Source organism: Stenotrophomonas sp. CCNWLW57, from assembly GCF_037203925.1.
Taxonomy (GTDB): Bacteria; Pseudomonadota; Gammaproteobacteria; order Xanthomonadales; family Xanthomonadaceae; genus Stenotrophomonas; species Stenotrophomonas rhizophila_A.
Genome location: NZ_JBBCBJ010000001.1, coordinates 460,343 through 485,673 on the forward strand (window position 1 = coordinate 460,343; position 25,331 = coordinate 485,673).

Here is a 25,331-nt window from a genome sequence, read left to right on the forward strand (position 1 = left end):
GTCAGCGCCCGCGACGCCCGAAGCGCACGGCGTCGAGCAGCACGAACACCAGCGGCCACAGCCCCATGCCCAGCAGCGGCGCCCACCAGTACGACCACGGCAGGGTCGGTTCGCCCACGGCGATGTGGACCACGGCGCTGACGATGCGGTCGTTGAACAGCAGGCCCCCGATGGCCAGCACCTGCTGGGACATCGGGAAGAAGCGGATGCGCGCACGGAAGCGCTGCAGGATGAAGGTGAGCATCACCAGCCGCAGCGCCTGTTCGCCGAGCACGCCGCCGTACAGCAGGTCGGCGATCACGCCGCAGGCGAAGGCCACGCCCAGCCCGACCCGGTCCGGCGCCTCGATCACCCAGTACGCCAGCACCAGCGCCAGCCAGTACGGGCGCAGCGGCTGCAGCAGCACCGGCAACGGCAGCAGGCCGAGCAGCAGCGCCAGCACGATGCTGACCGGGAGCACCCAGGGTTTGTCGCGCAGGCGGCTCATGGGGTGGGCCCGGTTGGGGAAGGCTGGGGTGCGGGTTGGGCCGGTTGTGGCGCGGTTTCCGTGGGCCGGCCAACGGCCGGCGCTACCGGGGTTGCCGCCGCAGGTGCAGGCGCTGCCGGTCCGCCGGCGGTTTCGGAAAGCTGGAGGTTGGGCGGGATCCGGATCGCGGCGCCCGGCCTCAGCAGCAGTACGTCGCGGCCGCGGTCGAGCTGGGCGGCGGGCTTGAGTTCGCCGACCAGGAAGGCATGGGTGTCGTCCGGGCGCAGGGCGGTGATCCTGCCGACGGGGAAGCCGGCCGGGAAACGGCCGCCCAGCCCGGAGGTGACGATCTCGTCGCCCACTTCCACCCCGGCGCTGAGCGGAATGTCGCGCAGTTCCAGGGTGTCGCCGCGGCCGTAGACGATCAGGCGCACGCCGTTGCGGGCCACGGTGACCGGCACCGCGTGGTCCGGATCGGTGAGCAGCAGCACGGTGGCGTTGCTGGCGGTGGTGGCGATCACCTGCCCCATCAGGCCGCCGGCGTCGATCACCGCCTGCCCCATGTGCACGCCATCGCGGGTGCCGGCGGCAAGCACCAGGCGCTGCCGGACCGGGTCCAGGTCGATGTCCAGGATCGGGGCCAGCTGCACGTCCAGCCCGCTGCGTTCGGCCACGTTGAGCAGTTCGCGCAGCTGGGCGTTGTCCAGCGCGGCGGTCTGCAGGCGGGTCAGGCGCGCATTGGCGATCAGCAGCTGGTTGCGCAGCTCGCGGTTCTCATCGACCAGCTGGCCGTGGCTGGCCGCATTGTCCTTGACCTGGGTACCAAGCCGGCCCGGCAGGCCCGCCAGCGCCCACACCGGCTGCACCAGCACGTTGGCCTGGGCACGCGCGCGGGCCAGCCAGCCGGCCTGGTCATCGAGCACGATCAGGGTGATGGCCAGGGCCAGGTAGGCGAGCAGCCGCAGGGGGCTGCTGGCATCACCCTGGCGGGAGGCTACGGGAGGACCGGCGTAGGGCGGCACGACTGGCTTCGACTGGACAAGGTGGAAAGGGAGCGCGGGGCCGCCAGGTTCGGCGGCACCGGGATGCGACAACGCCCCGGCGCTGCGATGCCCGGCGTGGCAGGCACGCAGCGGGCATCACGCCGCAGGGGCGCGTCCAACACACAGGACCGGTACGGCTTACTCCGGCGCAAAGAACTCGTTGCCGTGCATGTCCACCAGCTCCAGCGCACGACCGCCACCGCGGGCCACGCAGGTGAGCGGGTCGTCGGCCACCTGCACGTGCAGGCCGGTTTCCTCGGAGATCAGGCGGTCCAGGTCGCGCAGCAGGGCGCCACCACCGGTCAGCACGATGCCGCGCTCGGCGACGTCGGCGCACAGTTCCGGCGGGGTCTGCTCCAACGCCAGCTTGACCGCGCTGACGATGCCCGACAGCGGTTCGTGCAGCGCTTCGAGCACTTCGTTGGAGTTGATCTTGATCATCTTCGGCACGCCCTCGGCGAGATTCCTGCCGGAGATTTCCATCTCGATGACCTCGGCCTGCGGGTAGGCGCAGCCCAGCTCGACCTTGATCCGCTCGGCGGTGGCTTCACCGATCAGCATGCCGTGGTTGCGGCGCACGTAGTTGGTGATCGACTCGTCGAAGCGGTCGCCGCCGATGCGCACCGAGGCCGAATAGACGATGCCGTTCAGCGAGATCACGGCCACTTCGGTGGTGCCGCCGCCGATGTCGATGACCATCGAGCCACGGGCTTCGGTGACCGGCATGCCGGCGCCGATCGCGGCGGCCATCGGCTCTTCGATCAGGAACACGTCACGGGCACCGGCTTCTTCGGCCGATTCCTTGATGGCGCGGCGCTCGACCTGGGTCGAACCGGCCGGCACGCAGACCAGCACGCGCGGGCTCGGGCGCAGGAAGCGCGACTTGTGCACCTTCTTGATGAAGTGCTTGAGCATCGCCTCGGTGTAGGTGAAGTCGGCGATGACGCCATCCTTCATCGGGCGGATGGTGGTGATGTGCCCCGGGGTACGGCCCAGCATCTGCTTGGCTTCGGCGCCGACGGCGGCCACCGAGCGGGTGCCACCGATGGCACGGTCCTGGCGCACGGCCACGACCGACGGTTCGTTCAGCACGATCCCCTGCCCGCGCACGTAGATGAGGGTATTGGCCGTGCCCAGGTCGATGGACAGGTCATTGGAGAACATGCCACGCAGTTTCTTGAACATCTGGGAGTTGATCCTGAGGGGTGTCGCGCCCAACGCGGGATGGCGAAAAATTGGGCAGAATTCGAGGTCGACAAGCCTAGCAATCCCCCTGTGCGCGAGCAAGGAGAAATGTCCGTCAACGCCAGCCTTGGCGGCCATTCAGCCCAATCCGGACAGCCGGGGTTCTGGCCCTGCGGCGCCGCACCCGTTAACCTTTGCGCCATTGGGCGCCTCAGGGCGCCGTTTCGTTGCCCGCCTGCCGGGCCTCAAACCCCTTCCGCATAGGCCTTAATCGATGTCCGCTTTGATCTGTGGTTCTCTTGCCTTCGACACCATCATGGTGTTCCCGGACCAGTTCAAGAATCACATCCTGCCGGACAAGGTGCACATCCTGAACGTGTCGTTCCTGGTGCCGCGCATGCGCCGCGAGTTCGGCGGCTGCGCAGGCAACATCGCCTACAACCTGCACCTGCTGGGCGGCGAGCCGATCCCGATGGGCACGGTGGGCTCGGACTTCGGCCCGTACCGCGAGTATTTCCAGGGCTTGGGCATCGACCTGAGCCGGATCAAGGTGATCGACGAGCTGTTCACCCCGCAGGCATTCATCACCACCGACCACGACAACAACCAGATCACCGCCTTCCACCCGGGCGCGATGATGCGGTCCTACGAGAACCATGTGAAGGACGTGCCGGGCGTGACCCTGGGCCTGGTCGGCCCGGACGGCCGCGAGGGCATGATCCAGAACTCGCAGGAGTTCTTCGAAGCCGGCGTGCCGTTCATCTTCGACCCGGGCCAGGCCATGCCGCTGTTCAACGGGCCGGAGCTGCGCACCTTCATCGAGCAGGCCGACTACGTGGTGGTCAACGACTACGAGTCCAACCTGCTGCAGGAGCGCACCGGCTGGGACGAAAAGGAGATCGTGAGCCGGGTCAAGGCCTACATCACCACCCGCGGCCCCAAGGGCGCGGTCATCCACACCCCGGAAAAGACCTACGACATCCCGCCGGCGCACGAGCGCCGCGTGGTGGATCCGACCGGCTGTGGCGACGCCTTCCGCGCCGGCCTGATCTACGGCATCGAGAAGGGCTACGACTGGCTGACCATCGGCCGCATGGGCAACCTGATGGGCGCGCTGAAGGTGGAGCATCCGGGCACGCAGAACCAGCGGTTCACGTTCGAAGAATTCAACGAGCAATTCAAACAGCAATTCGGTTACGCGCTGGGCGTTTGATTCGCCCGGTGGCGCCGGCCGTTGGCCTACGGCGCATTGTTCCAGGGTCATGAACGCCTGACGCCCGGCTCCGGTTCGTGTCAACGTTGGACGGAATACGGAGGCGGTGATTCTTCCGCCTCCTGATGCTCGGGCCGCGCTACGCGCGGCGTCCGGCCAACGGCCGGACCTACGAATTGCTACGTGCCCATTGGGATCGGGATGAATCAACCATGGGCTCCGGACACCGGTAGCGCCGGCCGTTGGCCGGCCCAGGCGGTGCCTCACCGCTCGGTTAATTCCACCAGTTGGGCATGCGGCTGGCGTCTACGCCGCCGGTTTCGAATACGGCGGTGCGGGTGCCGCCGGCCTTGACCGGGAATTCGATGGTGATGGACCTGGCCTTGCGGGCCAGCTTCCAGAGCGCCTTCTGGTCGGTGATGAACATGGCGATGGCCTCATCCGTCTTGGGGCGCCAGGCGGCCATCGAGATCGGCTTGCCGTCGTCGACCGTCACCTTCACCGTGCACTGCGGGCAGCGGAAATCACCGGCCTGGAGCACCAGGTAGGCGTGGCGCTTCCACTCGGGGTGGTCGCGGAAGATCAGCTGCACCGTCGTCGGGCCGCTGCCGTCCACGTCCACCCGCTCCTTGCTGTAGATCGAGGCCGAGACCTGGTTGCCCTTGCTGCCCACCGGCACCTGGTTGTACTGCCACAGGCCCTGCATGCGGCGCAGTTCGCGCGCGGTTTCGGCCTTGGCCTTGACCTCGGCGTAGCCGGGTTCGATCCGCGCGGCGACGTCCGTGTCCTTGTACTGATCCAACAGCGAACCGCCATGGATGCGTGCACGCTCCCAGTCCTGCCCGGCCACAGCCATGTCGTACTGCTTGGCCACGCCTTCGGCCTTTTCTTCCTGCTGCGCTTTGGCGGCGGCGGTCGCGGCTTCCTGCGCCTTGCGCTCTTCTTCCGGGTTGCTGCAGGCAGCCAGGACCAGTGCACAGGCCGCGGCAAGGATCAGTCGTTTCATTACAGGCTCCAGGTGTCAGCGAGGACGCCAAGAGGCGTCACCTGCCTACTTTAACAATGAAAAACGGCGGGGTTTCCCCCGCCGTTCCTGATCAACGCAGCGCTGGCGGTTACTTGCCCGCGCTTGCCTTGTCCAGCATGTCCTGCACCGATGCCGTGGTGATCGGGTGGTAGCTGGGCTTGGCCTTTTCAAAGGCCGCCTTGGCGAACGCCAGGCCTTCCGGGGTCTTCACCAGTTCGGCGTAGATCGGCAGGATCAGCTTGCGCCGGCCAACGCGTTCGATGAAGGCACCGGCCGCTTCATTGGCCTCCAGATAACCGCTGCGGATCGCCAGCGGGTACCAGCGCATGGCGATCTCGCCATTGGCGGTGCCGGTGAAGGTGTACGCCTTGTCCAGCGCGGCCAGCTTGTCCACGGGCAGGGTCTTGCCCATGCCGTCGATGAAGTGCACCCATTCCTGGGTACCCCACTCGCTGGTGATCTGCGCGCTCGGCAGCGTGCCACTGCCCTGCCATGCAATGCGCGCGGTATCGACGATGGAGAAGTTGCGCGAACGCGCCTTGGTGGCGAACGCCGGAATGCCCGGCTCGTCCAGCCATGCCTTCAGCTCGGCGTCGGTCACCGCGCCGGGCTTCTTGGACAGCAGGTTCTTCTTCAGGTACTCGACGAACTGGTCGGTGTTTGCGCTCTGGAACGCATGGTCATCGAACCAGCCACGCAGGAACGGGTCGAACACTTCACGACCAAAGCGCTGCTCCAGGAACTGCAGGAACCACGAGCCCTTGACGTAGGCGACGTTGCTCAGCGCCTCGTCCGGGTCGCGCTCGGTCAGCGGCGGCAGGGCCAGGGCCTGGTCGGCCGGGCTCATGTCCTTGACCTCGGCCAGCAGGTCGTTCTGGTCGATCTCGCGCTCCATCTCGGCCATTTCCTGGCCATACAGCGCTTCGGTGATGCGGCCCTGCACGTAGGTGGTGAAGCCTTCGTTGAGCCAGATGTCCTTCCAGCTGGAGTTGGTCACCAGGTTGCCCGACCAGCTGTGCGCCAGTTCATGGGCCACCAGCGAGACCAGCGACTTGTCGCCCACGATCACGGTCGGGGTGGCGAAGGTCAGGCGCGGGTTTTCCATGCCGCCGAACGGGAACGACGGCGGCAGCACCAGCATGTCGTAGCGGCCCCAGCGGTATTCGCCATAGAGCTTCTCGGCCGCACCGATCATCTTCTCGGTGTCTTCGAATTCCTTGGCGGCCTTGCCGACCATGGTCGGTTCGGCCCAGACGCCGGAACGACCGGAGATCGGCTCGAACACCAGGTCGCCGGCGGCGATGGCCAGCAGGTAGGACGGAATCGGCTGCGGCATCTTGAAGGTGTAATCACCGTCACGCGCGGCCTTGGGGTCGTTGTCGGCGCTCATCAGCACCATCACGTCCGGGCGCGAAGCCACGTGCGCGCTGTAGGTGAAGCGCACGCTCGGCGTGTCCTGCAGCGGCACCCACGAACGCGCGTGGATGGCCTGGGACTGGCTGAACATGAAGGGCAGCTGCTTGCCTTCGGTCATCGACGGCTCCAGCCACTGCAGGCCCGAGGCGGTCGGCGCGGTGTGGTAGGTCACCCGCACCTTGCCCGGCTGGGCCGGGGCTTCGATGGTCAGCTTGCTGCCGAACACCTTGTCGGCCGGCGCCAGCGCGAACTGCAGCGGCGCGGCGCTGCCATCGGCGGCGACGGCTTCAACCTTCTCGATGGTCAGCTCGCGGGTGTCCAGCACCAGCTGCTTGGCCGCCTTGTCCTTCCACTCCAGGGTGTAGGTGGCGGTGCCGCCGATCTGCCTGCTGTCGAAATCCAGCTTCAGGTCCAGGCCCAGGTCCTTGATGACGACCTTGTCCGGTTCGGCGTAGGAACTTTCATCGTGGCTGCGGTTGACGGCTTTCACGGCAGTGTCGGCGCTCGGCTGGGCGGCGGGGGCTGCGGTCGGGGCGGCGGGCTCTTTGGAGCAGCCGGCGGCAAGCGCGACGGCCAGGGGAATCAGCAGGAACGGGGATCGCATGAATCGGGACCGATCAGGGTGAAACCGCCAGTTTACCCCCGACTTCGCCCGCCCGGGATGTGACCGCCTGCCCCATTCCCCATTCAGTCACCCTCGCACAGCAGGCGCGCCCCACTGGCCGCCTCGGCTCAGCGGGAACGGGACCGGTGTCTCAAACCTTGTAGCCGGAGTGGATCGAGACGATGCCGCCGGTCAGGTTCTTGTAATGGCAGCGCGCGAAACCGGCCTCGCCCATCATGCTCTTGAGCTGCTCCTGCGGCGGGTGCTTGCGGATGCTCTCGGCCAGGTACTGGTAGCTGTCGCCGTCGCGGGCGAACAGCTGGCCCAGCTTGGGCAGGATCTTGAACGAGTGGAAATCGTAGATCGGCTTGAACCAGTCGGCGGTGACTTCGGAGAACTCCAGCACCCGCGCCTGGCCGCCCACCTTGAGCACGCGGTACATCTCGCGCAGGGCGGCATCCTTGTCGGTCACGTTGCGCAGCCCGAAGGCGATGGTCACCAGGTCGAAGCTGGCATCCGGGAACGGCAGCGCCTCGGCGTTGCACTGGACGAAGTCCAGGCCGGCCACCAGGCCGCGGTTGGTCAGGCGGTCGCGGCCCACGGTGAGCATGCCGGCGTTGATGTCGCCGACCACCACCTGGCCGTCGTCGCCCACGCGCTCCTTGAGCAGCGCGGCGATGTCGCCGGTGCCGCCAGCCAGGTCGAGCACGCTGTCACCCGGCTTCACCTGCGCGGTGGCCACGTAGTAGCGCTTCCACGCCCGGTGGATGCCCAGGCTCATCAGGTCGTTCATCAGGTCGTAGTTGCGCGCGACCGAGGTGAACACTTCGCCCACCAGCTTCTGCTTGTCCTTGGCGGCGACATCGCGGAAGCCGAAATGGGTGGTGCCAGTCTTGTAGGGGGATTCGCTCATGGCCCCGATTATCGCACCGCTGGCCGGCCGGCGGCACCTTATGATGGCCCCTTCAGTTGAACGGACCGCCCATGATCACCACCCCCGACTACGCCGCCCTGCTTGAAACCGCCATCGCCGAAGCCCGCCAGGGCCTGGCCGAAGGCGGCATCCCCATCGGCGCTGCCCTGTACCACAACGACGGCCGCCTGCTCGGCTGCGGCCACAACCGCCGGGTCCAGGAGGGCGACCCATCCGTGCACGGTGAAACCGACGCGTTCCGCAAGGCCGGCCGCCAGCGCCGCTACCAGGACACCATCATGGTCACCACCCTGGCCCCGTGCTGGTACTGCAGCGGGCTGGTGCGCCAGTTCAACATCGGCACGGTGGTGGTGGGTGAATCGGTCACCTTCCAGGGCGGTATCGACTGGCTGCGCGAAAACGGCGTGCAGGTGATCGACATGCAGAGCCAGGAATGCATCGACCTGCTGGGCGGATTCATCTCGGCCCATCCCGAGGTGTGGAACGAAGACATCGGCGAGTAAGCGCCGGTTCCTGCGCGGCCGCGTAGCGAAACATGCCAGATGCGCCACACCGCCTGCGTGTGGCGCCACGCAGTCATGAATGCTTCAGTTGAAGGGCAGTGCGCGCACGCGCGCTGCACATCGCCATGACGCGCCATGCACCGGGTTTTACGCACTATCAGGTTGCCTTTCCCTTCCTTCCTTTCGAATCGAAGCAGCCATGTCCTCCGTCCCACGCTCCATTCCCGCCGTTATCAATGTCGAGGCCGAGGTGAACTACTGGCGCGAGAAGCATGTCGCTGACGAGCTGAAATCCGCGTCCTTCGGGCATTACATCCCCTGGATCAAGTTCGCCTGCGATTCGCTGATCACCCACCCCAAGGCCTCCGACGAAGAGCGCGAAGAAGCCTTCCAGCACCAGTACGCGGCGCAGATCATGGCCAAACTCAGCGTGGATGACGCGCGGAAATTCGTCGAGGACGTCTGGGAACACGTCTACCTGATGAGCCAGCACGACCAGAATGCCCGTCCCCGCCTGAGCGCGAGCGCCTGAGCCACGGCTGCACGGCGCCTACACGGGGCGCCTGCCATTGATGGGACCCGTTCCCGCGTTCCGGTTCCCATGAAACTTCGCAGCGTGTTCAACCTTGTCGCCAAGAAGGCGTCCTACGCGGCGGGTACGCCGTGGACCTTCCTCGGTGCGGTCAGCATCGTGCTCATCTGGGCCCTCACCGGGCCCGTATTCAAGTTCAACGACACCTGGCAGCTGGTGATCAACACCGGCACCACCATCATCACGTTCCTGATGGTGTTCCTGATCCAGCACAGCCAGAACGCCGACACCGCCGCCATCCAGATCAAGCTCGACGAGCTGATCCGGGTGACCGCGGAGGCCAACAACGAACTGCTGGATCTTGAAGAACTGGACGAGGAGCGGCTGGAAGAAATCCGCCGCACCTACGAACAGATGGCGCGCGATGCGACCAACGCCCTGGACAAGGTGCGGAATCGGTAATCACCGCGCGGCCACATCCCCGCGTTCATACCACCCGCCACCCAGCACCTTGTACAAGGCCACCTGGTTGGACAACCGGTTCAACTGCGTGGTCACCAGCGACTGCCGCGCGGTGTATGCCGTCCGCCGCGCGTCCAGCAGGGTCAGGAAGCTGTCCAGCCCAGCGTCATAGCGCGCCTGCGACAGCGTCCGTGCCTGCTCGGCCGCCGCCACCAGCGCCTGCTGTGACGCCAGCTGCGCATCCAGGCTGTCGTTGAGCGCCAGTGCGTCGGCGGCCTCGCGGAACCCGGACTGGATCGCCTTCTCGTACTGCGCCAGCGCGATATCGCGGTTGGCATTGGCCACGCCCAGCCCGGCGCGCAGCTTGCCGCCCTGGAAGATCGGCAGGTTCAGCGTGGGCATGAAGCTCCACGCGCGGGTGCCGGCATCGAACAACCCCGACAGCTCCGACGAGGTGGAGCCAACGCTGCCGGTGAGGCTGATCGACGGGAAGAACGCCGCGCGTGCGGCGCCGATGTTGGCGTTGGCCGCCAGCAGCGTGTGCTCGGCCGCCATCACGTCCGGGCGGCGCAGCAGCACCTCACCGGGCACGCCCGCCGGCACCGCGCGCACGGCGGCCACGTCGGTGGCTTCGCTGGCGGGCAGCAACGCCGCGTCGACCGGGCCACCGGCCAGCAGCGCCAGCGCGTTGCGGTCCTGCGCGACCTGGCCTTGGTAGCGGGCAACATCGGTGCGCGCGGTTTCCACCAGCGTGCGGGTCTGGCTCAGTTCCAGCGCCGAGGCACCGCCCAGCTGGTGGCGCGCCTCGCTCAGGCGCAGCGAATCCTCATAGGTGGCCAGGGTGGCCTCGGCGATCTTCAACTGCTCGCTGTCGGCGCCCAGGGTCAACCACGCATTGGCCACTTCGGCCACCAGCGACAGCTGCGCGTTGCGGCGGTTGGCCGCCTCGGCGAAGTACTGCTGCAGCGCCGCCTGGCTCAGGTTGCGCACACGGCCGAACAAATCCAGTTCGAACTCGACCACGCCGAGGTTGGCGCTGAACTGCTCGGTGACCGGCACATCGCCACCGCTGCGGGTCATCTGCCCCTGCACGCCGAGCGCGGGAACCCGGTCGGCACGCTGGATGCGGTACTGCGCACGCGCCTTGTCCACATTGAGCACGGCCACGCGCAGGTCGCGATTGTTCTCCAGCGACTGGGCGATGAGCGATTGCAGCCGCTCGTCGACGAAGTAGTCGCGCCAGCCGATGTCGGCCACCTCCACCGCCGCAGCGGTGGAGGTGGTGGCCGGCCACTGCGCCGGGATCGCCGGGGCGACCTCGGTGCTGCGTGGCTCGAGCATGGCGCAGCCGGAGAGGGCGGCGGTCATGGCCAGGGCAAGGAGAGCCTTATTCATGGGTGTCACCTTCGTTGGAGTTCGTCCCGACCAACGGTCGGGACCCACCGCCCCGGGCGCCGCGGTTGAACAGCTTCTGCACCACCACAAAGAACAGCGGAATGAAGAACAGCCCCAGCACGGTGCCGACGATCATGCCGCCCAGCACGCCCGTACCGATCGCGCGCTGCGCACCCGAACCGGCGCCCGACGCAATGGCCAGCGGCAGCACGCCCAGGCCGAATGCCAGCGAGGTCATGATGATCGGCCGCAGGCGGTCGCGTACCGCGTGCATGGTGGCTTCCAGCACGCCTGCACCCTTCTCCAGGTTTTCCTTGGCGAACTCCACGATGAGGATCGCGTTCTTGCTGGTCAGGCCCACCGTGGTCAGCATCGCCACCTGGAAGTAGATGTCGCGTTCCATCCCACGCAGGGTGTTGGCCAGCACCGCACCGAGGATGCCCAGCGGCGCCACCAGCAGCACCGAGGTCGGCACGCTCCAGCTTTCATACAGCGCCGCCAGGCACAGGAACACGATCAGCAGCGACAGCGTGTACAGCAGCGGCGTCTGCGAACCGGCCTGGCGTTCCTGGTAGGACAGCGCGGTCCATTCGATCTCGAAGCCCGGCGGCAGGTCCTTGGCGATGCGCTCGATCTCGGCCATGGCATCGCCCGAGGCCACGCCCGGTGCGGGCTCACCCTGGATTTCCATCGCCGACACGCCGTTGTAGCGCTCCAGGCGCGGCGAACCATAGTCCCAGCGCTTGGAGGCGAAGGCGCTGAACGGCACCATCTCACCGGCGTTGTTCTTCACCGACCACAGGTTGAAGTCGTCCGGGTTCATGCGGAACGGCGCATCGGACTGCACGTACACGCGCTTGACCCGGCCCCGGTCGATGAAGTCATCGATGTAGCTGCTGCCCCACGCGGCGGCCAGGGTGCTGTTGATCGCGCTGGTCGACAGGCCCAGTGCATTGGCCTTTTCCACGTCCACGTCGATGCGCAGCTGCGGGGTGTCTTCCTGGCCGTTCGGGCGCACGTTGGCCAGCAGCTTGCTCTGCCCGGCGCCGCCGAGCAGCTGGTTGCGCGCGTTGAGCAGGGCCTCGTGGCCCTGGCCGCTGTTGTCCTTCAGGAAGAAGGTGTAGCCCGAGCCGATGCCCAGCTCCGGCATGGCCGGCGGCGGGAAGGCGAAGATGAAGGCGTCCTTGATCTGGCCCAGCGCGCCCATCGCGCGCCCGGTGATCGGGCCCACGCCCTGGTCGGCATCACGGTCCTTCCAGTCCTTGAGCTTGATGAAGGCCATGCCCGCGTTCTGGCCCATGCCGGCGAAGCTGAAGCCCTGCACCGAGAACACCGACTCCACCGCCTCGGTCTCGTTCTGCAGGAAGTGGTCTTCCAGCTTGTACATCGCCTCCAGGGTACGTTCCTGGGTGGCGCCGACCGGGGTCTGCACCAGCGCCATCAGGATGCCCTGGTCTTCATTGGGCAGGAACGAGCTGGGCAGGCGCGCGAACAGCACGCCCATCGCCACGGCCAGTGCCACGAAGATGGCCATGAAGCGCCACGGCCGCGCCAGGATGCCCTTGACCCCGCGCTGGTAGGTTTCGCTGGAACGGTCGAAGCCGCGGTTGAAGCCGCCGAAGAAGCGCCCGGACCAGCCCTTGTGCGCCACGTGGTGCTCGCCCTTCTTCAGCGGCTTGAGCATGGTGGCGCACAGCGCCGGGGTGAGCACGATGGCGACCAGCACCGACAGCGCCATCGCGGATACGATCGTGGCCGAGAACTGCCGGTAGATCACGCCGGTGGATCCGCTCATGAAGGCCATCGGGACGAACACCGCCGACAGCACCAGGCCGATGCCGACCAGCGCGCCGGTGATCTGGCTCATCGACTTGCGGGTGGCCTCCAACGGCGACAACCCTTCTTCGGACATGATGCGTTCGACGTTCTCCACCACCACGATGGCATCGTCCACCAGCAGGCCGATCGCCAGCACCATGGCGAACATGGTCAGCATGTTGATCGAGAAGCCCAGCGCGGCCAGGATGCCGAACGTGCCCAGCAGCACTACCGGTACGGCGATGGTGGGGATCAGGGTGGCGCGGAAGTTCTGCAGGAACAGGTACATCACCACGAACACCAGCACGATGGCTTCGATCAGGGTCTTGATGACGCCCTTGATCGAGACCTGCACGAACGGGGTGGTGTCATACGGCACTACCGATTCCAGCCCGACCGGGAAGTTTTCCTTCAGGTCCTCCAGCGCGGCGCGCACGCCGTTGGCGGTATCCAGCGCGTTGGCGCCGGTGGCCAGGGTGATCGCGATACCGCTGGACGGCTTGCCGTTGTAGCGGGTCACGAAGTCATAGCTTTCGGCGCCCAGCTCGACCCGGGCCACATCGCCCAGGCGCAGCTCGCTGCCATCGGCACCACCGCGGACCAGGATGTTGCGGAACTGTTCCGGGGTCTGCAGGCGGTCCTGCGCGTTGATGGTGGCGTTGAGCTGCTGGCCCTTCACCGACGGCGCGCCGCCGAGCTGGCCGATGGCCACCTGGGCGTTCTGTGCGGTGATCGCCGCGGTGACTTCGTCCACCGACAGCTTGTAGGTGTGCAGCTTGTTGGGGTCCAGCCAGATGCGCATGGCGTACTTGCCGCCGAACACCTGGATGTTGCCCACGCCCGGCACGCGGCTGAGCGGATCGACGACATTGGAGCCGACGTAGTCGGAAATGTCGTTGGCATCCATGCTGCCATCGTTGGAGACGAAGCCGATCACCTGCAGGAAGCCGCTGCTGGACTTGGCCACGTTGATGCCCTGGCGCTGTACTTCCTGCGGCAGCAGCGGCATGGCCAGCTGCAGCTTGTTCTGCACCTGGACCTGGGCGATGTCCGGATCGGTGCCGCTTTCGAAGGTCAGGGTGATGGTGGCCTGGCCGTTGGCCGAGCTGTTGGAGGAGAAGTAGATCAGGCCATCGATGCCCTTCATGTTCTGCTCGATGATCTGGGTCACCGAGTCCTCGACCACCTTGGCCGATGCGCCCGGGTAGGACGCGCTGATCTCGACGGCGGGCGGTGCCACTTCCGGGTACATCGACACCGGCAGCTTGAGCACCGCCAGCGCACCGGCGAGCATGATGATGATCGCAATCACCCACGCGAAGATGGGGCGATCAATAAAGTAACGAGCCATGGAATTCTCCGCTTACTGCTTGTCGGCCGCGGCCGCCGGCGTTGCCGGCTTGGCCGGCGCGGCGCCCATCTCGGTGGCCTGCACGGGCATGCCCGGCTGGATCTTCTGCAGGCCTTCAACGATGACCTTGTCGCCGGGCTTCAGGCCGTCTTCGACCAGCCACTTGCTGCCCAGCGCGCGGCTGACCTTGACCGGGCGCACTTCGACCTTGTTGTCCTTGCCGACCACCATGGCGCTGGTGTCGCCCTTGGCGTCGCGGGCGATGCCCTGCATGGGCACCAGCAGCGCGTTGTCGCGCACGCCACTACCGACCACGGCACGCACGTACATGCCGGGCATCAGCACCTGGTCGGGGTTGGCGACCTTGACCCGCAGCGCGTAGCTGCCGGTGGTGGGGTCGACGCTGACTTCGGAGAATTCCAGGGTGCCCTTGTGGTCGAACTCGGTACCGTCGTCGAGCAGCACGGTCACCGGCAGGCTCTGGTTGTCCTGCAGGCGGCCACTGGCCAGTTCGCGGCGCAGCTGCAGCAGTTCGCTGGCCGACTGGGTCAGGTCGACGTAGATCGGGTCGAGCTGCTGCACCGTGGCCAATGCGTCGGCCTGGCCGGCGCTGACCAGCGCGCCCTGGGTGACGCTGGACTTGCCGATGCGGCCACTGATCGGTGCGGTGATCCGGGCGAAGCCCAAGGTGACGTTGGCGGCGTCCAGGGCGGCCTTGGCGGCGCCGACATCGGCTTCGGCCTGTTTCTGGGCGGCCACGGCGTTTTCCAGGTCCTGCTTGCTGACTGCATCGACCCTGGCCAGCTCGGTGATGCGCTTGGCGCTCAGGCGGGCGGCGTTGGCGGTGGCTTCGGCGCGGGCCAGCTGGGCGCGGGCACTGTTGGCGTCGGCGCGGTAGCTGGCGTCATCGACCTGGTACAGCGGCTGGCCGGCGTTGACCAGGCCGCCCTCGGTGAACAGCCGCTTGGCGACGATGCCACTGACCTGCGGGCGCACTTCGGCGACCAGGAAGGCATTGGTGCGACCGGGCAGCTCGCGGGTGAGGCCGACCTGTTCGGCCTTCAGGGTGGCCACGGTGACCTGCCCCGGCCCACCCTGCGGACCCTCCTCACCTCCGCCGCCGCAGGCGGACACGGTCAGGGCGATCGCGAGGGACAGCGCGAGAAGACGGTACGGGGTACGGGACATGGGGAGGCTCGCAGCGGGAACGGAAAAAGGGGGTGGCCGGGCCCGCGCGGGTACGCGCACGCCTCACCGGTTAGCAGTGGGGCGTAAATATACATACATGCATGTTTGTTTGTAAACGGGTACAATTCATGCCGGTTTCATCCAGCACGTGCACATAGCGCCATGGCCAGAAAAACCAAAGAAGCGGCGCAGGCCACCCGGGAAGGCATCCTTGATGCGGCCCAGAGCTGTTTCCACGAATTCGGGGTCGCCAACACCAGCCTGGCGATGATCGGCGAGCGCGCGGGCTATACCCGTGGCGCGGTGTATTGGCATTTCAAGAACAAGACCGAAGTGCTGACGGCGATGATCGACCGCGAGCGGGTGCCGTTCATCGAGCGGCTGCGGCGGACGACCTCGTCACGTCGCAACACGCCGGTGCTGGACCTGCGTTCGGCGCTGTTGGTCTCCTTCCGGGAACTGGCCACGGACGAGCGGTTGCGCAACATGATGGAGATCATGCTGCGCAACGATCTTTCGGTGGAAAGCCAGGCCATGCAGCAGCTGCAGCTGGAGGCGTCGCGTGAGGAGCTGGCGATTTTCAGCGCGGCATTCGAGCGCGCGCGCGAGCTGGGGCAACTGCGCGAGGGCGTGGACGTGGACACGGTGGCCCGCATCATCAGCACCAGCCTGACCGGCGTGCTGTACAGCGCGATGCTGGAACCGGAACTGTTCGAGCTGCAGCGCGACGGCACCCAGACCCTGGACGCCGTTTTCGGCGCCTTCGTAAAGCCCGGCGTATTCGTACCGGGCGCCCCACCCGAAGCCCTGCCGACCGACGACGAGGCGTGATTGGTCCGATGTCGCCCGTGTGCCGGCGACAAAGGTGACTGGTGGGTGGTTTCGGCCTGGGTTTACACCCGGACGCATGAATCCGACCGGTCACGTCACCGGCTCCGGACATTCGGGCCGCGCTGCGCGCGGTGTCCGGCCAACGGCCGGGGCTACGAATTTCTACGGGGCCATTGGGATCGGGATCAATCAACCATCGGCGTCGGCTGGCATATCCAGATCTCCGGACGTTACGTAACAACTCGTAGCCCCGGCCGTTGGCCGGACACCGCGCGTAGCGCGGCCCAACCGTCCGAAGGCGTTTGCGCGACGATCACGGCCAACATTCCGGCGTTTAGAGGTTCCGAAGCCGCCCATCAGGCGCCATGACGTTCGAGCGAAGAGCAGCCGGGCAAAGCCCGGCTCTGCCTCGTTGACCCGCCGCTTACAGAATGTACCGGCTCAGGTCCGGATCCTTGACCAGCTCGCCCAGGTGCTTGTCGACGTAGGCCGCATCGATGGCCAGGGTTTCGCCATCGCGGTCCGGGGCTTCGTAGCTCAGCGAATCGAGCAGGCGTTCCAGCACGGTATGCAGGCGACGTGCGCCGATGTTTTCCTGGCGCTCGTTGACCTGGAACGCGATTTCGGCGAGGCGATCCACGGCGTCTTCGGTGAAGTTCACGGTCACGCCTTCAGTGGCCAGCAGCGCTTCGTACTGCTTGGTCAGCGCGGCCTTGGGCTCGGTCAGGATGCGGACGAAATCCTGCTTGCTCAGGGCACCCAGTTCCACGCGGATAGGGAAGCGGCCCTGCAGTTCGGGAATCAGGTCGCTCGGCTTGGCCAGGTGGAACGCGCCGGAGGCGATGAACAGGATGTGGTCGGTCTTGACCGTGCCGTACTTGGTGGACACGTTGGAGCCTTCCACCAGCGGCAGCAGGTCGCGCTGCACGCCTTCGCGGGAGACATCGCCGCCGCCGACGTTGTCGCCGCGCTTGGCGACCTTGTCGATCTCGTCGATGAAGACGATGCCGTGCTGTTCGCAGGCTTCGATCGCGGCGCTGCGGATGTCGTCTTCGTTGACCAGCTTGCCGGCTTCCTCTTCCACCAGCAGCGGGCGCGCGGCCTTGATGGTGACGGTGCGCTTCTGCGCCTTGCCGCCGCCCAGGCTGGAGAACATCTGGCGCAGCTGCTGGCCCATTTCCTCCATGCCCGGCGGGGTCATGATGTCCACGCCGATGTTGGCGGCCACTTCCAGTTCGATCTCGCGCTCGTCCAGCTCGCCGTTGCGCAGCATGCGGCGGAACTTGATGCGGGTTTCGTTGTCCTGGGCGGAGGGTTCGTTGCGGGCGGCTTCCGGATCAAAGCCGATGCCGCCTGCACGACGCGGCAGCAGTGCGTCGAGGATGCGGTCTTCGGCACGCTCTTCGGCCTGGTTGCGCACGCGCACCTTGGCCATTTCGCGGTACAGCTTGACGGCGGTATCGGCCAGGTCACGGATGATCTGTTCGACGTCCTTGCCGACGTAGCCGACTTCGGTGAAGCGGGTGGCTTCCACCTTGACGAACGGGGCCTTGGCCAAGGTGGCCAGGCGGCGTGCGATTTCGGTCTTGCCGACGCCGGTCGGGCCGATCATCAGGATGTTCTTGGGCATCACTTCATCGCGCAGCTCGGCTGGCAGCTGCATGCGCCGCCAGCGGTTGCGCAGGGCGATGGCCACGGCGCGCTTGGCGTCGTGCTGGCCGACGATGTGGCGGTCCAGCTCCTGCACGATTTCGCGCGGGGTCATGGTGGCGGAGGATGATTCGTTGTTGTGCGGCATGGGTGCGCTCACAAAAAATTCTGGGGAAAATGGCAGGGCTGTCCGGGCCTGCGACACTGACGTAACGGTGAGGTAGAGCCGACCGGTAGAGCCGACTGTTAGTCGGCTGCTGATCCATGCTGCCGACTAACAGTCGGCACTACCGATTTGACCCGCAGGGTCAAAGCTCCTCGACCACCACGTTGCGGTTGGTGTAGATGCAGATGTCGCCGGCGATGTTGATCGATTCGGTGGCGATGGTGCGCGCATCCAGTTCGGTGTGCGCCAGCAATGCGCGCGCGGCGGACAAGGCGTAGGAACCGCCGGAGCCGATCGCGATGATGCCGTCTTCCGGTTCGATAACGTCACCGGTGCCGCTGATGATCAGCGAGGTGTCCTTGTCGGCCACGGCGAGCAGGGCTTCGAGCTTGCCCAGGCGGCGTTCGGTACGCCAGTCCTTGGCCAGCTCCACGGCGGCACGCTGCAGCTGGCCGTGCTTTTCGAGCTTGGCTTCAAACAGCTCGAACAGGGTGAAGGCGTCGGCGGCGGCACCGGCGAATCCGGCCAGCACCTGGCCCTCGCGGCCCAGGCGGCGCACCTTGCGCGCGTTGCCCTTCATGACGGTGTGGCCGAGGGTGACCTGGCCATCGCCGGCGACGGCGACATGACCGTTGCGGCGCACCGAAATGATGGTGGTGGCGTGAAACACGTTGGGGTTCTGACTGGGGTCCATGGAGCCTCCGGGGTGACAAGAACAGAGGTGGGGCCACCGGCCGATCCTTCAAGCCGCCCTGCCCTGCGCCCGGGTGACGCAGTGGTCCGGTTCAGCTTTCGTTGTCGCCCGTGCGCCGCTTTGCCCGTGGGTGCGCGGCGTCGTAGACCTTGGCCAGGTGCTGGAAATCCAGGTGGGTGTAGATCTGCGTGGTGGCGATATCGGCATGGCCCAGCAGCTCCTGCACACCGCGCAGGTCACCGGAGGATTCGAGGATATGGCTGGCGAAACTGTGCCGCAGCATGTGCGGGTGCACGTGCTTGAACAGGCCCTGGCGTTGGGCCAGCTGGCGGATGCGGATCTGCACGGCGCGCTGGGTGATCGGCCCGCCCTTGCGCCCGGGGAACACCGGCTGCGCATCGCCGCCGCCGCTCTCCGCACGCCATCCCAGCAGCGCCTCGCGCGCGTGCGAACCAAACGGCACGCGACGCTGGCGATTGCCCTTGCCGAGCACGTTGACAAGACCGGTGGCGAAATCCAGGTCGCGCCAGATCAGCGCGCACAGTTCGCTCAGACGCAGGCCGGAGGAATAGAACAGTTCGAGCAGCGCGCGGTCGCGCAGACCGAGCGGTGCATCGGTGGGCAGTTCCACCAGGCGCACCGCTTCATCGGCATCGAGCACCTGCGGCAATTTGCGCGGTGCCTTCGGGGCCTTCAGGCCGGCAGCGGGACTGACTGCGATGCGGTGGTGCTTGAGCAGCCACGCGTAGAAACTGCGGCAGGCCGACAGCCGGCGCTGCAGTGATTTTGGCGCCAGCCCGCGGCGGTGTTCGGCCGCGATGAACTGGCGCAGCTGCGCGCCATCGAGCCCTTCCGCGCTGCCCTCCTGCTGGATCGCCCAGGCATCGAGCGCGGCCAGGTCACGGCGGTAGGCATCCAGCGTGTGCGCCGATGCGCGACGCTCCACCTGCAGGTACCCGAGGAAATCCTGGACGGCGTTCATGCGGGATGGCGCCGGCGCGGTCTCAGGCCGGGTCGAAGCGCTTGAGGGCCACGGCCAGCGCCTCGCCCATCATGCGCAGGAACAGCGTGCCCATGCCCGGGTAGAAGCGGTTGCCATCATGGCTGCCCACCGCGATCAGGCCCACGCCCGGCAACGGCAGCAATGCGCTGGACTGCACTTCATCCACGCGCCCGCCGTACAGCACCGTGTTCTTCTCCGGCTGCAGGCGGCCGCAGATCGGCTCGCCATCCTTCAGGCAATCGCGGAACGAGGCCAGCAGCGGGCTGCCTTCTTCGATCACCTGCAGCCACGGTGCCTGCTCCAGGCCCTGCACCGGATGCAACACCACCAGCCGCACGAGGTCACCGGCGAAGTCTTCCTCCAGCGAAGCGGCCATGGCGCGCAGGGTATCGGCGGCGCTGTCCTGCTTCATCAGTGCCAGCGTGAGCTGGTGGGTGCGCACGGCCAGGCGTTCGTTGACCTGCGCGTTGGCCGCCAGGTCGGCCAGCCGGCGCGACAGCTCGCGGTTCTTGTCGCGCAGCACTTCCAGCTGGTAGCTGGCCAGCGACGCGGTGGGGCCATCGTCGCGCGGCACCACCAGGGTCAAGGCCAGGTCCGGGAACTGCTTCAGGAACGCCGGGTGCCGGCGCAGCCACGCGGCGACTTCATGTGCGCCGATCTTCTCGATGGTGTCGCTCATGCGTTCCACTCCCCTTCGAAGACGAATGCAGCCGGTCCGGACATCACTACCTGGGCGTCGTCGGCCGTCCAACGCAGGCGCAGGTCGCCCCCCGGCAGCGACACCGTGGCGTCGCGCTGCAGGCGGCCGCGCTGCATCATCACCACGGCGGCGGCGCACGCGCCACTGCCGCAGGCCAGCGTTTCGCCGACGCCGCGTTCGAACACGCGCAGGCGCGCATGCTGCGGATCGACCACCTGCACGAAGCCGACATTGACCGACTGCGGGAAGGTCGCGTGCTGCTGCAGCAGGGGCCCCAGCCGTTCGACCGGTGCGGCGTCGACCAGGCCGACTTCGATCACGGCATGCGGGTTGCCCATGGAGACCGCGCCAAAGCGCACGGTATCGCCCTGCAGCGGCAGCAGGTATTCCTCGCGCGCACGGGCAAAGCCCAGCAACGGCACCTGGTCCGGTTCGAAGCGCGGCACGCCCATGGCCACCGCGTAGTGATCGGCGCCGATACGTTCAATGGCGTGGGTGGCGAGCGGGCTGTCGATGTTGAAACGTTCGCCCTGCGCCGCACCATCGCGCACCAGCCAGGCCGCGACGCAGCGCGCGCCGTTGCCGCACTGTTCGGACTGCGAGCCGTCCGAATTCCAGATGCGGTAGGCCGCCACCGAGCCTTCCGCGCGCGGCGGTTCGATGGTCAGGATCTGGTCGCAACCGACGCCGGTGTGGCGGTTGGCCAGCTGGGCCGCCAATGCCGGGGTGGGTGCCGGGGTACCGTCGCGCAGGTCGAGCACGACGAAGTCGTTACCCGCGCCGTGCATCTTGCTGAAGCGCAGCGCGGTGGAGGCGGCCTTACTCATTCCCGTCGTCGGAGTTGAGCTGCGGGTCGACCGGATCGGGCACGACCGGCGGATCGTCGGTGGCGTTGGTGTCTTCCGGTACCGCCTCGGCATCGGCGGCCGGCTCGACGGCCTGCTCTTCGACCGGCACCGGCTTCTGCGGCATGACCAGCGGGCCCTTGTTGCCACAGGCCGAAAGGAACAGCAGCGCCAGCGCTGCCAACGGAATCAGGATGCGATTGCGATGGGGGATGCTCATGGCCCGAGTATAGCGGCGCGCGAAAGGACAGGTGTGCCGATTCAATGAACGCCCAGATGGGACCGGTGCGCCCGGACCGGTGACTGCCGCCGCGGGTAGCGCCGGCCGTTGGCCGGCCCAGGCAGCGCTAGGGCGGCAACGGCCGGGTCCACAGCCACGCCGCCACCACCGTCATGCAGCCGATCGACAGCCACTTCACCCAGGCGATCGGCACGCACCACAGCATGATGCCGGCGCACACCGCCATGGTCAGGGTGGCCATCCACTTGCCCTTGCGGCTGACCGCACCATGGGCCTGCCAGTTGCCGATGGCCGGGCCGAACCGTGGGTGCTGCAGCAGCCAGGTGTGCAGGCGCTCGGAACCGCGTGAGGCGGCCCAGGCCGAAATCAGGATGAATACCGTGGTCGGCAGGCCGGGCACGAAGATGCCGACGATGCCGGTGCCCAGGCTGGCATAGGCAAGCAACCACCAGGCCCAGCGGAAGCGCACCGGCGGCCGCGCAGGCGCGGCATCGGGGTGCTCGGGGCGTTCGGGCAGGGTCATGCCGTGAGGATAGCGAGGCCCGGCGCCGACCGCGATGGTCGGCGCCGGCACGCAGCGTTACGGCGCCGTATCGACGCCCAGCTGGTCGAGCACGAACGCATACGACTCGGCCAGCTCCAGGTAACGCTGGAAGCGGCCGGACTTGCCGCCGTGGCCGGCTTCCATGTTCGTGCGGAACACGATCGGCGCGGTGCCGGTGTTGTCGTCGCGCAGGCGCGCCACCCACTTGGCCGGCTCCCAGTACTGCACCTGCGAATCCCACAACCCGGTGCCGACGAACAGCGACGGGTAGGCCTGGCGCTGCACGTTGTCATACGGGGAGTAACCCAGCATGTAGTCGTAGTACTCGCGGTTTTCCGGGTTGCCCCACTCGTCGTATTCGTTGGTGGTGAGCGGGATGCTGGCATCCAGCATGGTGGTCACCACGTCCACGAACGGCACCTGTGCCACCATCACCCGGTAATCCTGCGGGGCCTGGTTGGCCACCGCACCCATCAGCAGGCCGCCGGCGCTGCCACCGGACGCGGCCACCCGGTCCTTGGCGGCATAGCCCTGCCGGACCAGTTCGCGGGTGACATCGACGAAGTCGTTGAAGGTGTTCTGCTTCTTCAACAGCTTGCCGTCCTCGTACCAGGCACGGCCCATTTCCTCACCGCCGCGGATGTGCGCGATGGCATACACCACGCCGCGATCGAGCAGGCTGACCACGGTCTGGTTGAAACCCGGGTCCATCGACATGCCGTAGCTGCCGTAGGCGTACTGATACAACGCGCCCGTGCCGTCCTTCCTGAAACCGTTGCGGTAGACCAGCGACACCGGCACCTTGGCGCCGTCACGCGCGGTCACCCACACCCGTTCGGTGGTGTAGTGCGCCGGGTCATAGCCGATCACCGGCTGCTGCTTGAGCTGGCGGCGCTCGCCGGTGGTGGTGTTGAGCTCGTAGGTGGTGGTCGGCGTGGTCAGCGAGGTGTAGGCATAGCGCAGCCACGGCGTATCCGCTTCGGGATTGGCGGCCAGGCCCATGGAGTACGCCGGCTCGTCGGCCTTGACGTAGTCCTGGCGCCCATCGGCGAACAGCAGGCGCACCCGCTCCAGCGCGTTGGAGCGCTCGGCGATTGCGGTGAAGCCGTCGAACAGTTCGAAGCCCTCCACCAGGACGTTGTCATCGTGCGCCACCCAGTCGGTCCACTGGCTGCGTGCGGTGGCCTCGGTGGGCGCGGTGACGATCTTGAAGTTCTTCGCACCGGCATCGTTGGTGCGGATCACCCAGCGCCCACCGAAATGGTCGGCGTCGTATTCCACATCGCGCGCACGCGGCGCCAGCACCGTGAACTGCTGCGGGTCGGCGGCGGGTGCGTAGCGGCTTTCCGAGCTGACGGTGCTGTGCAGGTCGATGGTGATGAAGCGGTCGTCACGGGTGCGGCCCACGCCCATGTAGAAGCTGTCGTCTTCTTCCTCGTACACCAGCACGTCGCTACGGGTCGGAGTACCCAGCACGTGCTTCTTGACCCGCACGGTGAGCAGGGTTTCCGGGTCGTTTTCCACGTAGAACAGCGTGCGGTTGTCGTCGGCCCAGACCACGTTGGCGGAGACATTCTCAATGCGGTCCGGCAGCACCTCACCGGTGCGCAGGTCCTTGAAACGGATCACATACTGGCGGCGGCCCACGTCATCCTCGGCCCAGGCCAGCAGGTGGTTGTCCTGGCTGACGTCGGCATCGCCCACGTCGAAATAGCCCTTGCCTTCGGCCATCACGTTGAGGTCGAGCAGGATTTCTTCCGGCGCGTCCATGCTGCCCTTGCGGCGCGCCTGGATCGGGTAGTCCTTGCCGGTTTCGTAGCGGCTGTAATACCAGTAGCCGCGCTCGCGCGCCGGCACGCTGGCATCGTCCTGCTTGATGCGGCCGACGATTTCCTTGTACAGGGTGTCCTGCAGCGGCTTGAGCGGGGCCATCACCTGGTCGGTGTAGGCGTTCTCCGCATTCAGATAGGCCAGCATGGCCGGCGCTTCGCGCTTGTCGTCCCGCAGCCAGTAGTAATCGTCATTGCGGGTCGCACCGAACGGAGTGGTGACCGCGTGCGGATGCTTCTCGGCGTCGGGTGGGGTCAGCGCGGGGGCGGCATGCACGGAAGCGGTCATCAGGGTGGCAACCAGAAAAGGAATGGGGGATTTCACGAGATAGGGCTCCTTGCCAGTGAATGCAATGGTGGCCAGTCTGGCGGCGCGGCGGCACCCACGGCAAGCGCGCAGGCCCTCGCCTATCATGGGGTGCATGAGCACCCGCATCCCCACGGCCGGCTACAGCCGCCGCAGCCAGGAAATCGAACCCTTCCACGTGATGTCCCTGCTGGCCCGCGCGCAGGCGTTGGAACAGGCCGGCCATGATGTGATCCACCTGGAGATCGGCGAGCCGGACTTCACCACGGCCGCGCCCATCGTGCAGGCCGGCCAGGGCGCGCTGGCCGCCGGGCATACCCGCTACACCGCCGCGCGCGGGCTGCCGGCCCTGCGTGCGGCCATCGCCGGGTTCTACGGCACCCGCTACAACCTGGACCTGGACCCGGAGCGGATCCTGGTCACCCCGGGCGGCTCGGGCGCGCTGTTGCTGGCCAGCAGCCTGCTGGTCGATCCCGACCGCCATTGGCTGCTGGCCGACCCGGGCTACCCGTGCAACCGCCATTTCCTGCGGCTGGTGGAAGGCGCGGCGCAACTGGTGCCGGTGGGGCCGCACACCGCCTACCAGTTGACCCCATCCCTGGTGGACACCCATTGGAATGCCGCCAGCGTCGGTGCGCTGGTGGCGTCACCGGCCAACCCGACCGGTACGGTGTTGTCGGCGGCGCAGCTGGCTGCGCTGTCGCAGTCGTTGAAGGCGCGTGGCGGCCACCTGGTGGTGGATGAGATCTACCACGGCCTCACCTACGGCATGGATGCGCCCAGCGTGCTGCAGGTCGACGACGAGGCGTTCGTGCTCAACAGCTTCTCCAAGTACTTCGGCATGACCGGCTGGCGGCTGGGCTGGCTGGTGGCACCGCCGCAGGCCGTGGCGGACCTGGAGAAGCTGGCCCAGAACCTGTACATCAGCGCCTCCAGCATCGCCCAGCATGCCGCGCTGGCCTGCTTCGAGCCGGACACCATCGCCGTCTTCGAGCAGCGCCGCCACGCCTTCCAGGCACGTCGCGACTACCTGCTGCCCGCCCTTCGGGCCTTGGGCTTCCGCATCGAGGTCGAACCGGAAGGCGCGTTCTATCTCTATTGCGACGTCAGCGGGTTCACCGATGACGCGCAGGCCTTCTGCGCGCACTTCCTGGAAACCGAGCACGTGGCGTTCACCCCGGGCCTGGATTTCGGGCATTACCGCGCCAACCAGCACGTGCGGCTGGCGTATACGCAGGAAATTCCGCGATTGGAGGAAGCCGTGGCAAGGATCACGCGCGGCCTGGAAACCTGGAAGGGCTGAAAAAAAACGCCGCGCATCACGCGCGGCGTTCAAAAGGGGTGGAGCCAACCAGACGCCCCACCACCCGGAGGCGTGCACCGA

23 protein-coding genes are annotated in these 25,331 nt (G+C 66.9%); 6 read left to right on the plus strand and 17 right to left on the minus strand.

What is annotated here, in order from left to right; genetic code table 11:
- Position 1: 1 nt before the first annotated feature.
- The 3 genes from mreD to V9K91_RS02005 form a co-directional block, all read right to left on the minus strand.
- Positions 2 to 487: a rod shape-determining protein MreD gene (gene mreD, locus V9K91_RS01995; RefSeq protein ID WP_068854048.1), complete on the minus strand. Its 486-nt coding sequence runs from the start codon at positions 485 to 487 to the stop codon at positions 2 to 4.
- On the minus strand, positions 484 to 1,488 hold the full coding sequence (gene mreC, locus V9K91_RS02000) for a rod shape-determining protein MreC (protein ID WP_210131082.1): 1,005 nt from the start codon (positions 1,486 to 1,488) through the stop codon (positions 484 to 486). Before mreC ends, mreD begins: the two co-directional genes overlap by 4 nt.
- Positions 1,489 to 1,647: 159 nt before the next feature.
- The gene (locus tag V9K91_RS02005) at positions 1,648 to 2,694 is read right to left on the minus strand and encodes a rod shape-determining protein (protein WP_038686189.1); all 1,047 of its coding nucleotides are present in this window, start codon (positions 2,692 to 2,694) and stop codon (positions 1,648 to 1,650) included.
- A 274-nt stretch (positions 2,695 to 2,968) separates the two neighbouring features.
- Here V9K91_RS02005 and V9K91_RS02010 point away from each other — a divergent pair, with 274 nt between their 5' ends.
- Entirely contained in the window at positions 2,969 to 3,907 is a 939-nt protein-coding gene (locus tag V9K91_RS02010; protein ID WP_068854050.1) for a carbohydrate kinase family protein, read from the plus strand.
- A 274-nt stretch (positions 3,908 to 4,181) separates the two neighbouring features.
- Here V9K91_RS02010 and V9K91_RS02015 read toward each other — a convergent pair whose 3' ends face one another.
- The 3 genes from V9K91_RS02015 to ubiE all read right to left on the minus strand — a co-directional run bounded on the left by V9K91_RS02015 (position 4,182) and on the right by ubiE (position 7,867).
- Positions 4,182 to 4,913, minus strand: a complete 732-nt coding sequence (locus V9K91_RS02015; protein ID WP_068854051.1) for a hypothetical protein — start codon at positions 4,911 to 4,913, stop codon at positions 4,182 to 4,184.
- Between the two features lie 109 nt (positions 4,914 to 5,022).
- Positions 5,023 to 6,954 (minus strand): M1 family metallopeptidase, encoded by a 1,932-nt coding sequence (locus V9K91_RS02020; RefSeq protein WP_306987508.1) that lies wholly within the window; start codon positions 6,952 to 6,954, stop codon positions 5,023 to 5,025.
- A gap of 151 nt (positions 6,955 to 7,105) precedes the next feature.
- Positions 7,106 to 7,867, minus strand: a complete 762-nt coding sequence (gene ubiE / locus V9K91_RS02025; protein WP_306987507.1) for a bifunctional demethylmenaquinone methyltransferase/2-methoxy-6-polyprenyl-1,4-benzoquinol methylase UbiE — start codon at positions 7,865 to 7,867, stop codon at positions 7,106 to 7,108.
- A 71-nt stretch (positions 7,868 to 7,938) separates the two neighbouring features.
- Between ubiE and V9K91_RS02030 the strand changes: the two genes are divergently transcribed.
- The 3 genes from V9K91_RS02030 (at position 7,939) to V9K91_RS02040 (ending at position 9,385) form a co-directional block, all read left to right on the plus strand.
- Complete coding sequence (locus V9K91_RS02030) at positions 7,939 to 8,391, plus strand: nucleoside deaminase (protein ID WP_068854054.1); 453 nt, start codon at positions 7,939 to 7,941, stop codon at positions 8,389 to 8,391.
- A 199-nt stretch (positions 8,392 to 8,590) separates the two neighbouring features.
- Positions 8,591 to 8,923, plus strand: a complete 333-nt coding sequence (locus tag V9K91_RS02035; protein ID WP_068854055.1) for a hypothetical protein — start codon at positions 8,591 to 8,593, stop codon at positions 8,921 to 8,923.
- Positions 8,924 to 8,992: 69 nt separating this feature from the next.
- Positions 8,993 to 9,385 (plus strand): low affinity iron permease family protein, encoded by a 393-nt coding sequence (locus tag V9K91_RS02040; protein ID WP_336442608.1) that lies wholly within the window; start codon positions 8,993 to 8,995, stop codon positions 9,383 to 9,385.
- On the opposite strand, the gene V9K91_RS02045 is transcribed toward V9K91_RS02040, so the two are convergent.
- Genes V9K91_RS02045 through smeD form a run of 3 tightly spaced genes read right to left on the minus strand, consistent with a single transcriptional unit; the run spans position 9,386 to position 15,137 of the window.
- Positions 9,386 to 10,780: an efflux transporter outer membrane subunit gene (locus tag V9K91_RS02045; RefSeq protein ID WP_336442609.1), complete on the minus strand. Its 1,395-nt coding sequence runs from the start codon at positions 10,778 to 10,780 to the stop codon at positions 9,386 to 9,388.
- Positions 10,773 to 13,949, minus strand: a complete 3,177-nt coding sequence (gene smeE, locus V9K91_RS02050) for a multidrug efflux RND transporter permease subunit SmeE (RefSeq protein WP_336442610.1) — start codon at positions 13,947 to 13,949, stop codon at positions 10,773 to 10,775. The genes V9K91_RS02045 and smeE overlap by 8 nt, the downstream gene beginning before the upstream one ends.
- Before the next feature lie 12 nt (positions 13,950 to 13,961).
- On the minus strand, positions 13,962 to 15,137 hold the full coding sequence (smeD, locus tag V9K91_RS02055; protein ID WP_249833137.1) for a multidrug efflux RND transporter periplasmic adaptor subunit SmeD: 1,176 nt from the start codon (positions 15,135 to 15,137) through the stop codon (positions 13,962 to 13,964).
- 162 nt (positions 15,138 to 15,299) lie between these two features.
- On the opposite strand from smeD, the gene V9K91_RS02060 reads away from it, so the two are divergent.
- The gene (locus V9K91_RS02060) at positions 15,300 to 15,968 is read left to right on the plus strand and encodes a TetR family transcriptional regulator (protein ID WP_068854060.1); all 669 of its coding nucleotides are present in this window, start codon (positions 15,300 to 15,302) and stop codon (positions 15,966 to 15,968) included.
- Positions 15,969 to 16,392: 424 nt separating this feature from the next.
- Here V9K91_RS02060 and hslU read toward each other — a convergent pair whose 3' ends face one another.
- The 8 genes from hslU to V9K91_RS02100 form a co-directional block, all read right to left on the minus strand.
- Positions 16,393 to 17,733: an ATP-dependent protease ATPase subunit HslU gene (gene hslU, locus V9K91_RS02065; RefSeq protein ID WP_176472600.1), complete on the minus strand. Its 1,341-nt coding sequence runs from the start codon at positions 17,731 to 17,733 to the stop codon at positions 16,393 to 16,395.
- 193 nt (positions 17,734 to 17,926) lie between these two features.
- Positions 17,927 to 18,478 (minus strand): ATP-dependent protease subunit HslV, encoded by a 552-nt coding sequence (gene hslV, locus V9K91_RS02070; RefSeq protein WP_017356659.1) that lies wholly within the window; start codon positions 18,476 to 18,478, stop codon positions 17,927 to 17,929.
- Positions 18,479 to 18,569: 91 nt separating this feature from the next.
- A complete protein-coding gene (gene xerC / locus V9K91_RS02075) occupies positions 18,570 to 19,460 on the minus strand; it encodes a tyrosine recombinase XerC (protein WP_093533981.1) in 891 nt (296 codons plus the stop codon).
- Between the two features lie 22 nt (positions 19,461 to 19,482).
- The gene (locus V9K91_RS02080) at positions 19,483 to 20,160 is read right to left on the minus strand and encodes a DUF484 family protein (RefSeq protein ID WP_068854063.1); all 678 of its coding nucleotides are present in this window, start codon (positions 20,158 to 20,160) and stop codon (positions 19,483 to 19,485) included.
- Entirely contained in the window at positions 20,157 to 21,008 is an 852-nt protein-coding gene (gene dapF, locus V9K91_RS02085) for a diaminopimelate epimerase (protein ID WP_249833138.1), read from the minus strand. Before dapF ends, V9K91_RS02080 begins: the two co-directional genes overlap by 4 nt.
- Entirely contained in the window at positions 21,001 to 21,246 is a 246-nt protein-coding gene (locus V9K91_RS02090; protein WP_068854065.1) for a lipoprotein, read from the minus strand. Before V9K91_RS02090 ends, dapF begins: the two co-directional genes overlap by 8 nt.
- Before the next feature lie 127 nt (positions 21,247 to 21,373).
- Positions 21,374 to 21,790, minus strand: coding sequence for a YbaN family protein (locus V9K91_RS02095; RefSeq protein ID WP_095362982.1), 417 nt, complete (start codon positions 21,788 to 21,790; stop codon positions 21,374 to 21,376).
- A 57-nt stretch (positions 21,791 to 21,847) separates the two neighbouring features.
- Complete coding sequence (locus V9K91_RS02100) at positions 21,848 to 23,965, minus strand: S9 family peptidase (RefSeq protein ID WP_249833140.1); 2,118 nt, start codon at positions 23,963 to 23,965, stop codon at positions 21,848 to 21,850.
- Between the two features lie 97 nt (positions 23,966 to 24,062).
- Here V9K91_RS02100 and V9K91_RS02105 point away from each other — a divergent pair, with 97 nt between their 5' ends.
- Positions 24,063 to 25,250, plus strand: a complete 1,188-nt coding sequence (locus tag V9K91_RS02105; RefSeq protein WP_249833141.1) for a pyridoxal phosphate-dependent aminotransferase — start codon at positions 24,063 to 24,065, stop codon at positions 25,248 to 25,250.
- Positions 25,251 to 25,331: the final 81 nt, after the last annotated feature.

What these genes read in the sequence shown, in the direction of transcription:
- V9K91_RS02095 (WP_095362982.1), bottom strand. Translation starts at nt 21,790, where the DNA reads ATGACCCTGCCCGAACGCCCCGAGCACCCCGATGCCGCGCCTGCGCGG.
- V9K91_RS02045 (WP_336442609.1), bottom strand. Translation starts at nt 10,780, where the DNA reads ATGAATAAGGCTCTCCTTGCCCTGGCCATGACCGCCGCCCTCTCCGGC.
- V9K91_RS02080 (WP_068854063.1), bottom strand. Translation starts at nt 20,160, where the DNA reads ATGAGCGACACCATCGAGAAGATCGGCGCACATGAAGTCGCCGCGTGG.
- V9K91_RS02015 (WP_068854051.1), bottom strand. Translation starts at nt 4,913, where the DNA reads ATGAAACGACTGATCCTTGCCGCGGCCTGTGCACTGGTCCTGGCTGCC.
- V9K91_RS02020 (WP_306987508.1), bottom strand. Translation starts at nt 6,954, where the DNA reads ATGCGATCCCCGTTCCTGCTGATTCCCCTGGCCGTCGCGCTTGCCGCC.
- V9K91_RS02035 (WP_068854055.1), top strand. Translation starts at nt 8,591, where the DNA reads ATGTCCTCCGTCCCACGCTCCATTCCCGCCGTTATCAATGTCGAGGCC.
- V9K91_RS02040 (WP_336442608.1), top strand. Translation starts at nt 8,993, where the DNA reads ATGAAACTTCGCAGCGTGTTCAACCTTGTCGCCAAGAAGGCGTCCTAC.
- V9K91_RS02105 (WP_249833141.1), top strand. Translation starts at nt 24,063, where the DNA reads ATGAGCACCCGCATCCCCACGGCCGGCTACAGCCGCCGCAGCCAGGAA.
- mreD (WP_068854048.1), bottom strand. Translation starts at nt 487, where the DNA reads ATGAGCCGCCTGCGCGACAAACCCTGGGTGCTCCCGGTCAGCATCGTG.
- hslU (WP_176472600.1), bottom strand. Translation starts at nt 17,733, where the DNA reads ATGACCCCGCGCGAAATCGTGCAGGAGCTGGACCGCCACATCGTCGGC.
- V9K91_RS02005 (WP_038686189.1), bottom strand. Translation starts at nt 2,694, where the DNA reads ATGTTCAAGAAACTGCGTGGCATGTTCTCCAATGACCTGTCCATCGAC.
- smeE (WP_336442610.1), bottom strand. Translation starts at nt 13,949, where the DNA reads ATGGCTCGTTACTTTATTGATCGCCCCATCTTCGCGTGGGTGATTGCG.
- V9K91_RS02010 (WP_068854050.1), top strand. Translation starts at nt 2,969, where the DNA reads ATGTCCGCTTTGATCTGTGGTTCTCTTGCCTTCGACACCATCATGGTG.
- ubiE (WP_306987507.1), bottom strand. Translation starts at nt 7,867, where the DNA reads ATGAGCGAATCCCCCTACAAGACTGGCACCACCCATTTCGGCTTCCGC.
- dapF (WP_249833138.1), bottom strand. Translation starts at nt 21,008, where the DNA reads ATGAGTAAGGCCGCCTCCACCGCGCTGCGCTTCAGCAAGATGCACGGC.
- xerC (WP_093533981.1), bottom strand. Translation starts at nt 19,460, where the DNA reads ATGAACGCCGTCCAGGATTTCCTCGGGTACCTGCAGGTGGAGCGTCGC.
- V9K91_RS02030 (WP_068854054.1), top strand. Translation starts at nt 7,939, where the DNA reads ATGATCACCACCCCCGACTACGCCGCCCTGCTTGAAACCGCCATCGCC.
- hslV (WP_017356659.1), bottom strand. Translation starts at nt 18,478, where the DNA reads ATGGACCCCAGTCAGAACCCCAACGTGTTTCACGCCACCACCATCATT.
- V9K91_RS02060 (WP_068854060.1), top strand. Translation starts at nt 15,300, where the DNA reads ATGGCCAGAAAAACCAAAGAAGCGGCGCAGGCCACCCGGGAAGGCATC.
- V9K91_RS02090 (WP_068854065.1), bottom strand. Translation starts at nt 21,246, where the DNA reads ATGAGCATCCCCCATCGCAATCGCATCCTGATTCCGTTGGCAGCGCTG.
- smeD (WP_249833137.1), bottom strand. Translation starts at nt 15,137, where the DNA reads ATGTCCCGTACCCCGTACCGTCTTCTCGCGCTGTCCCTCGCGATCGCC.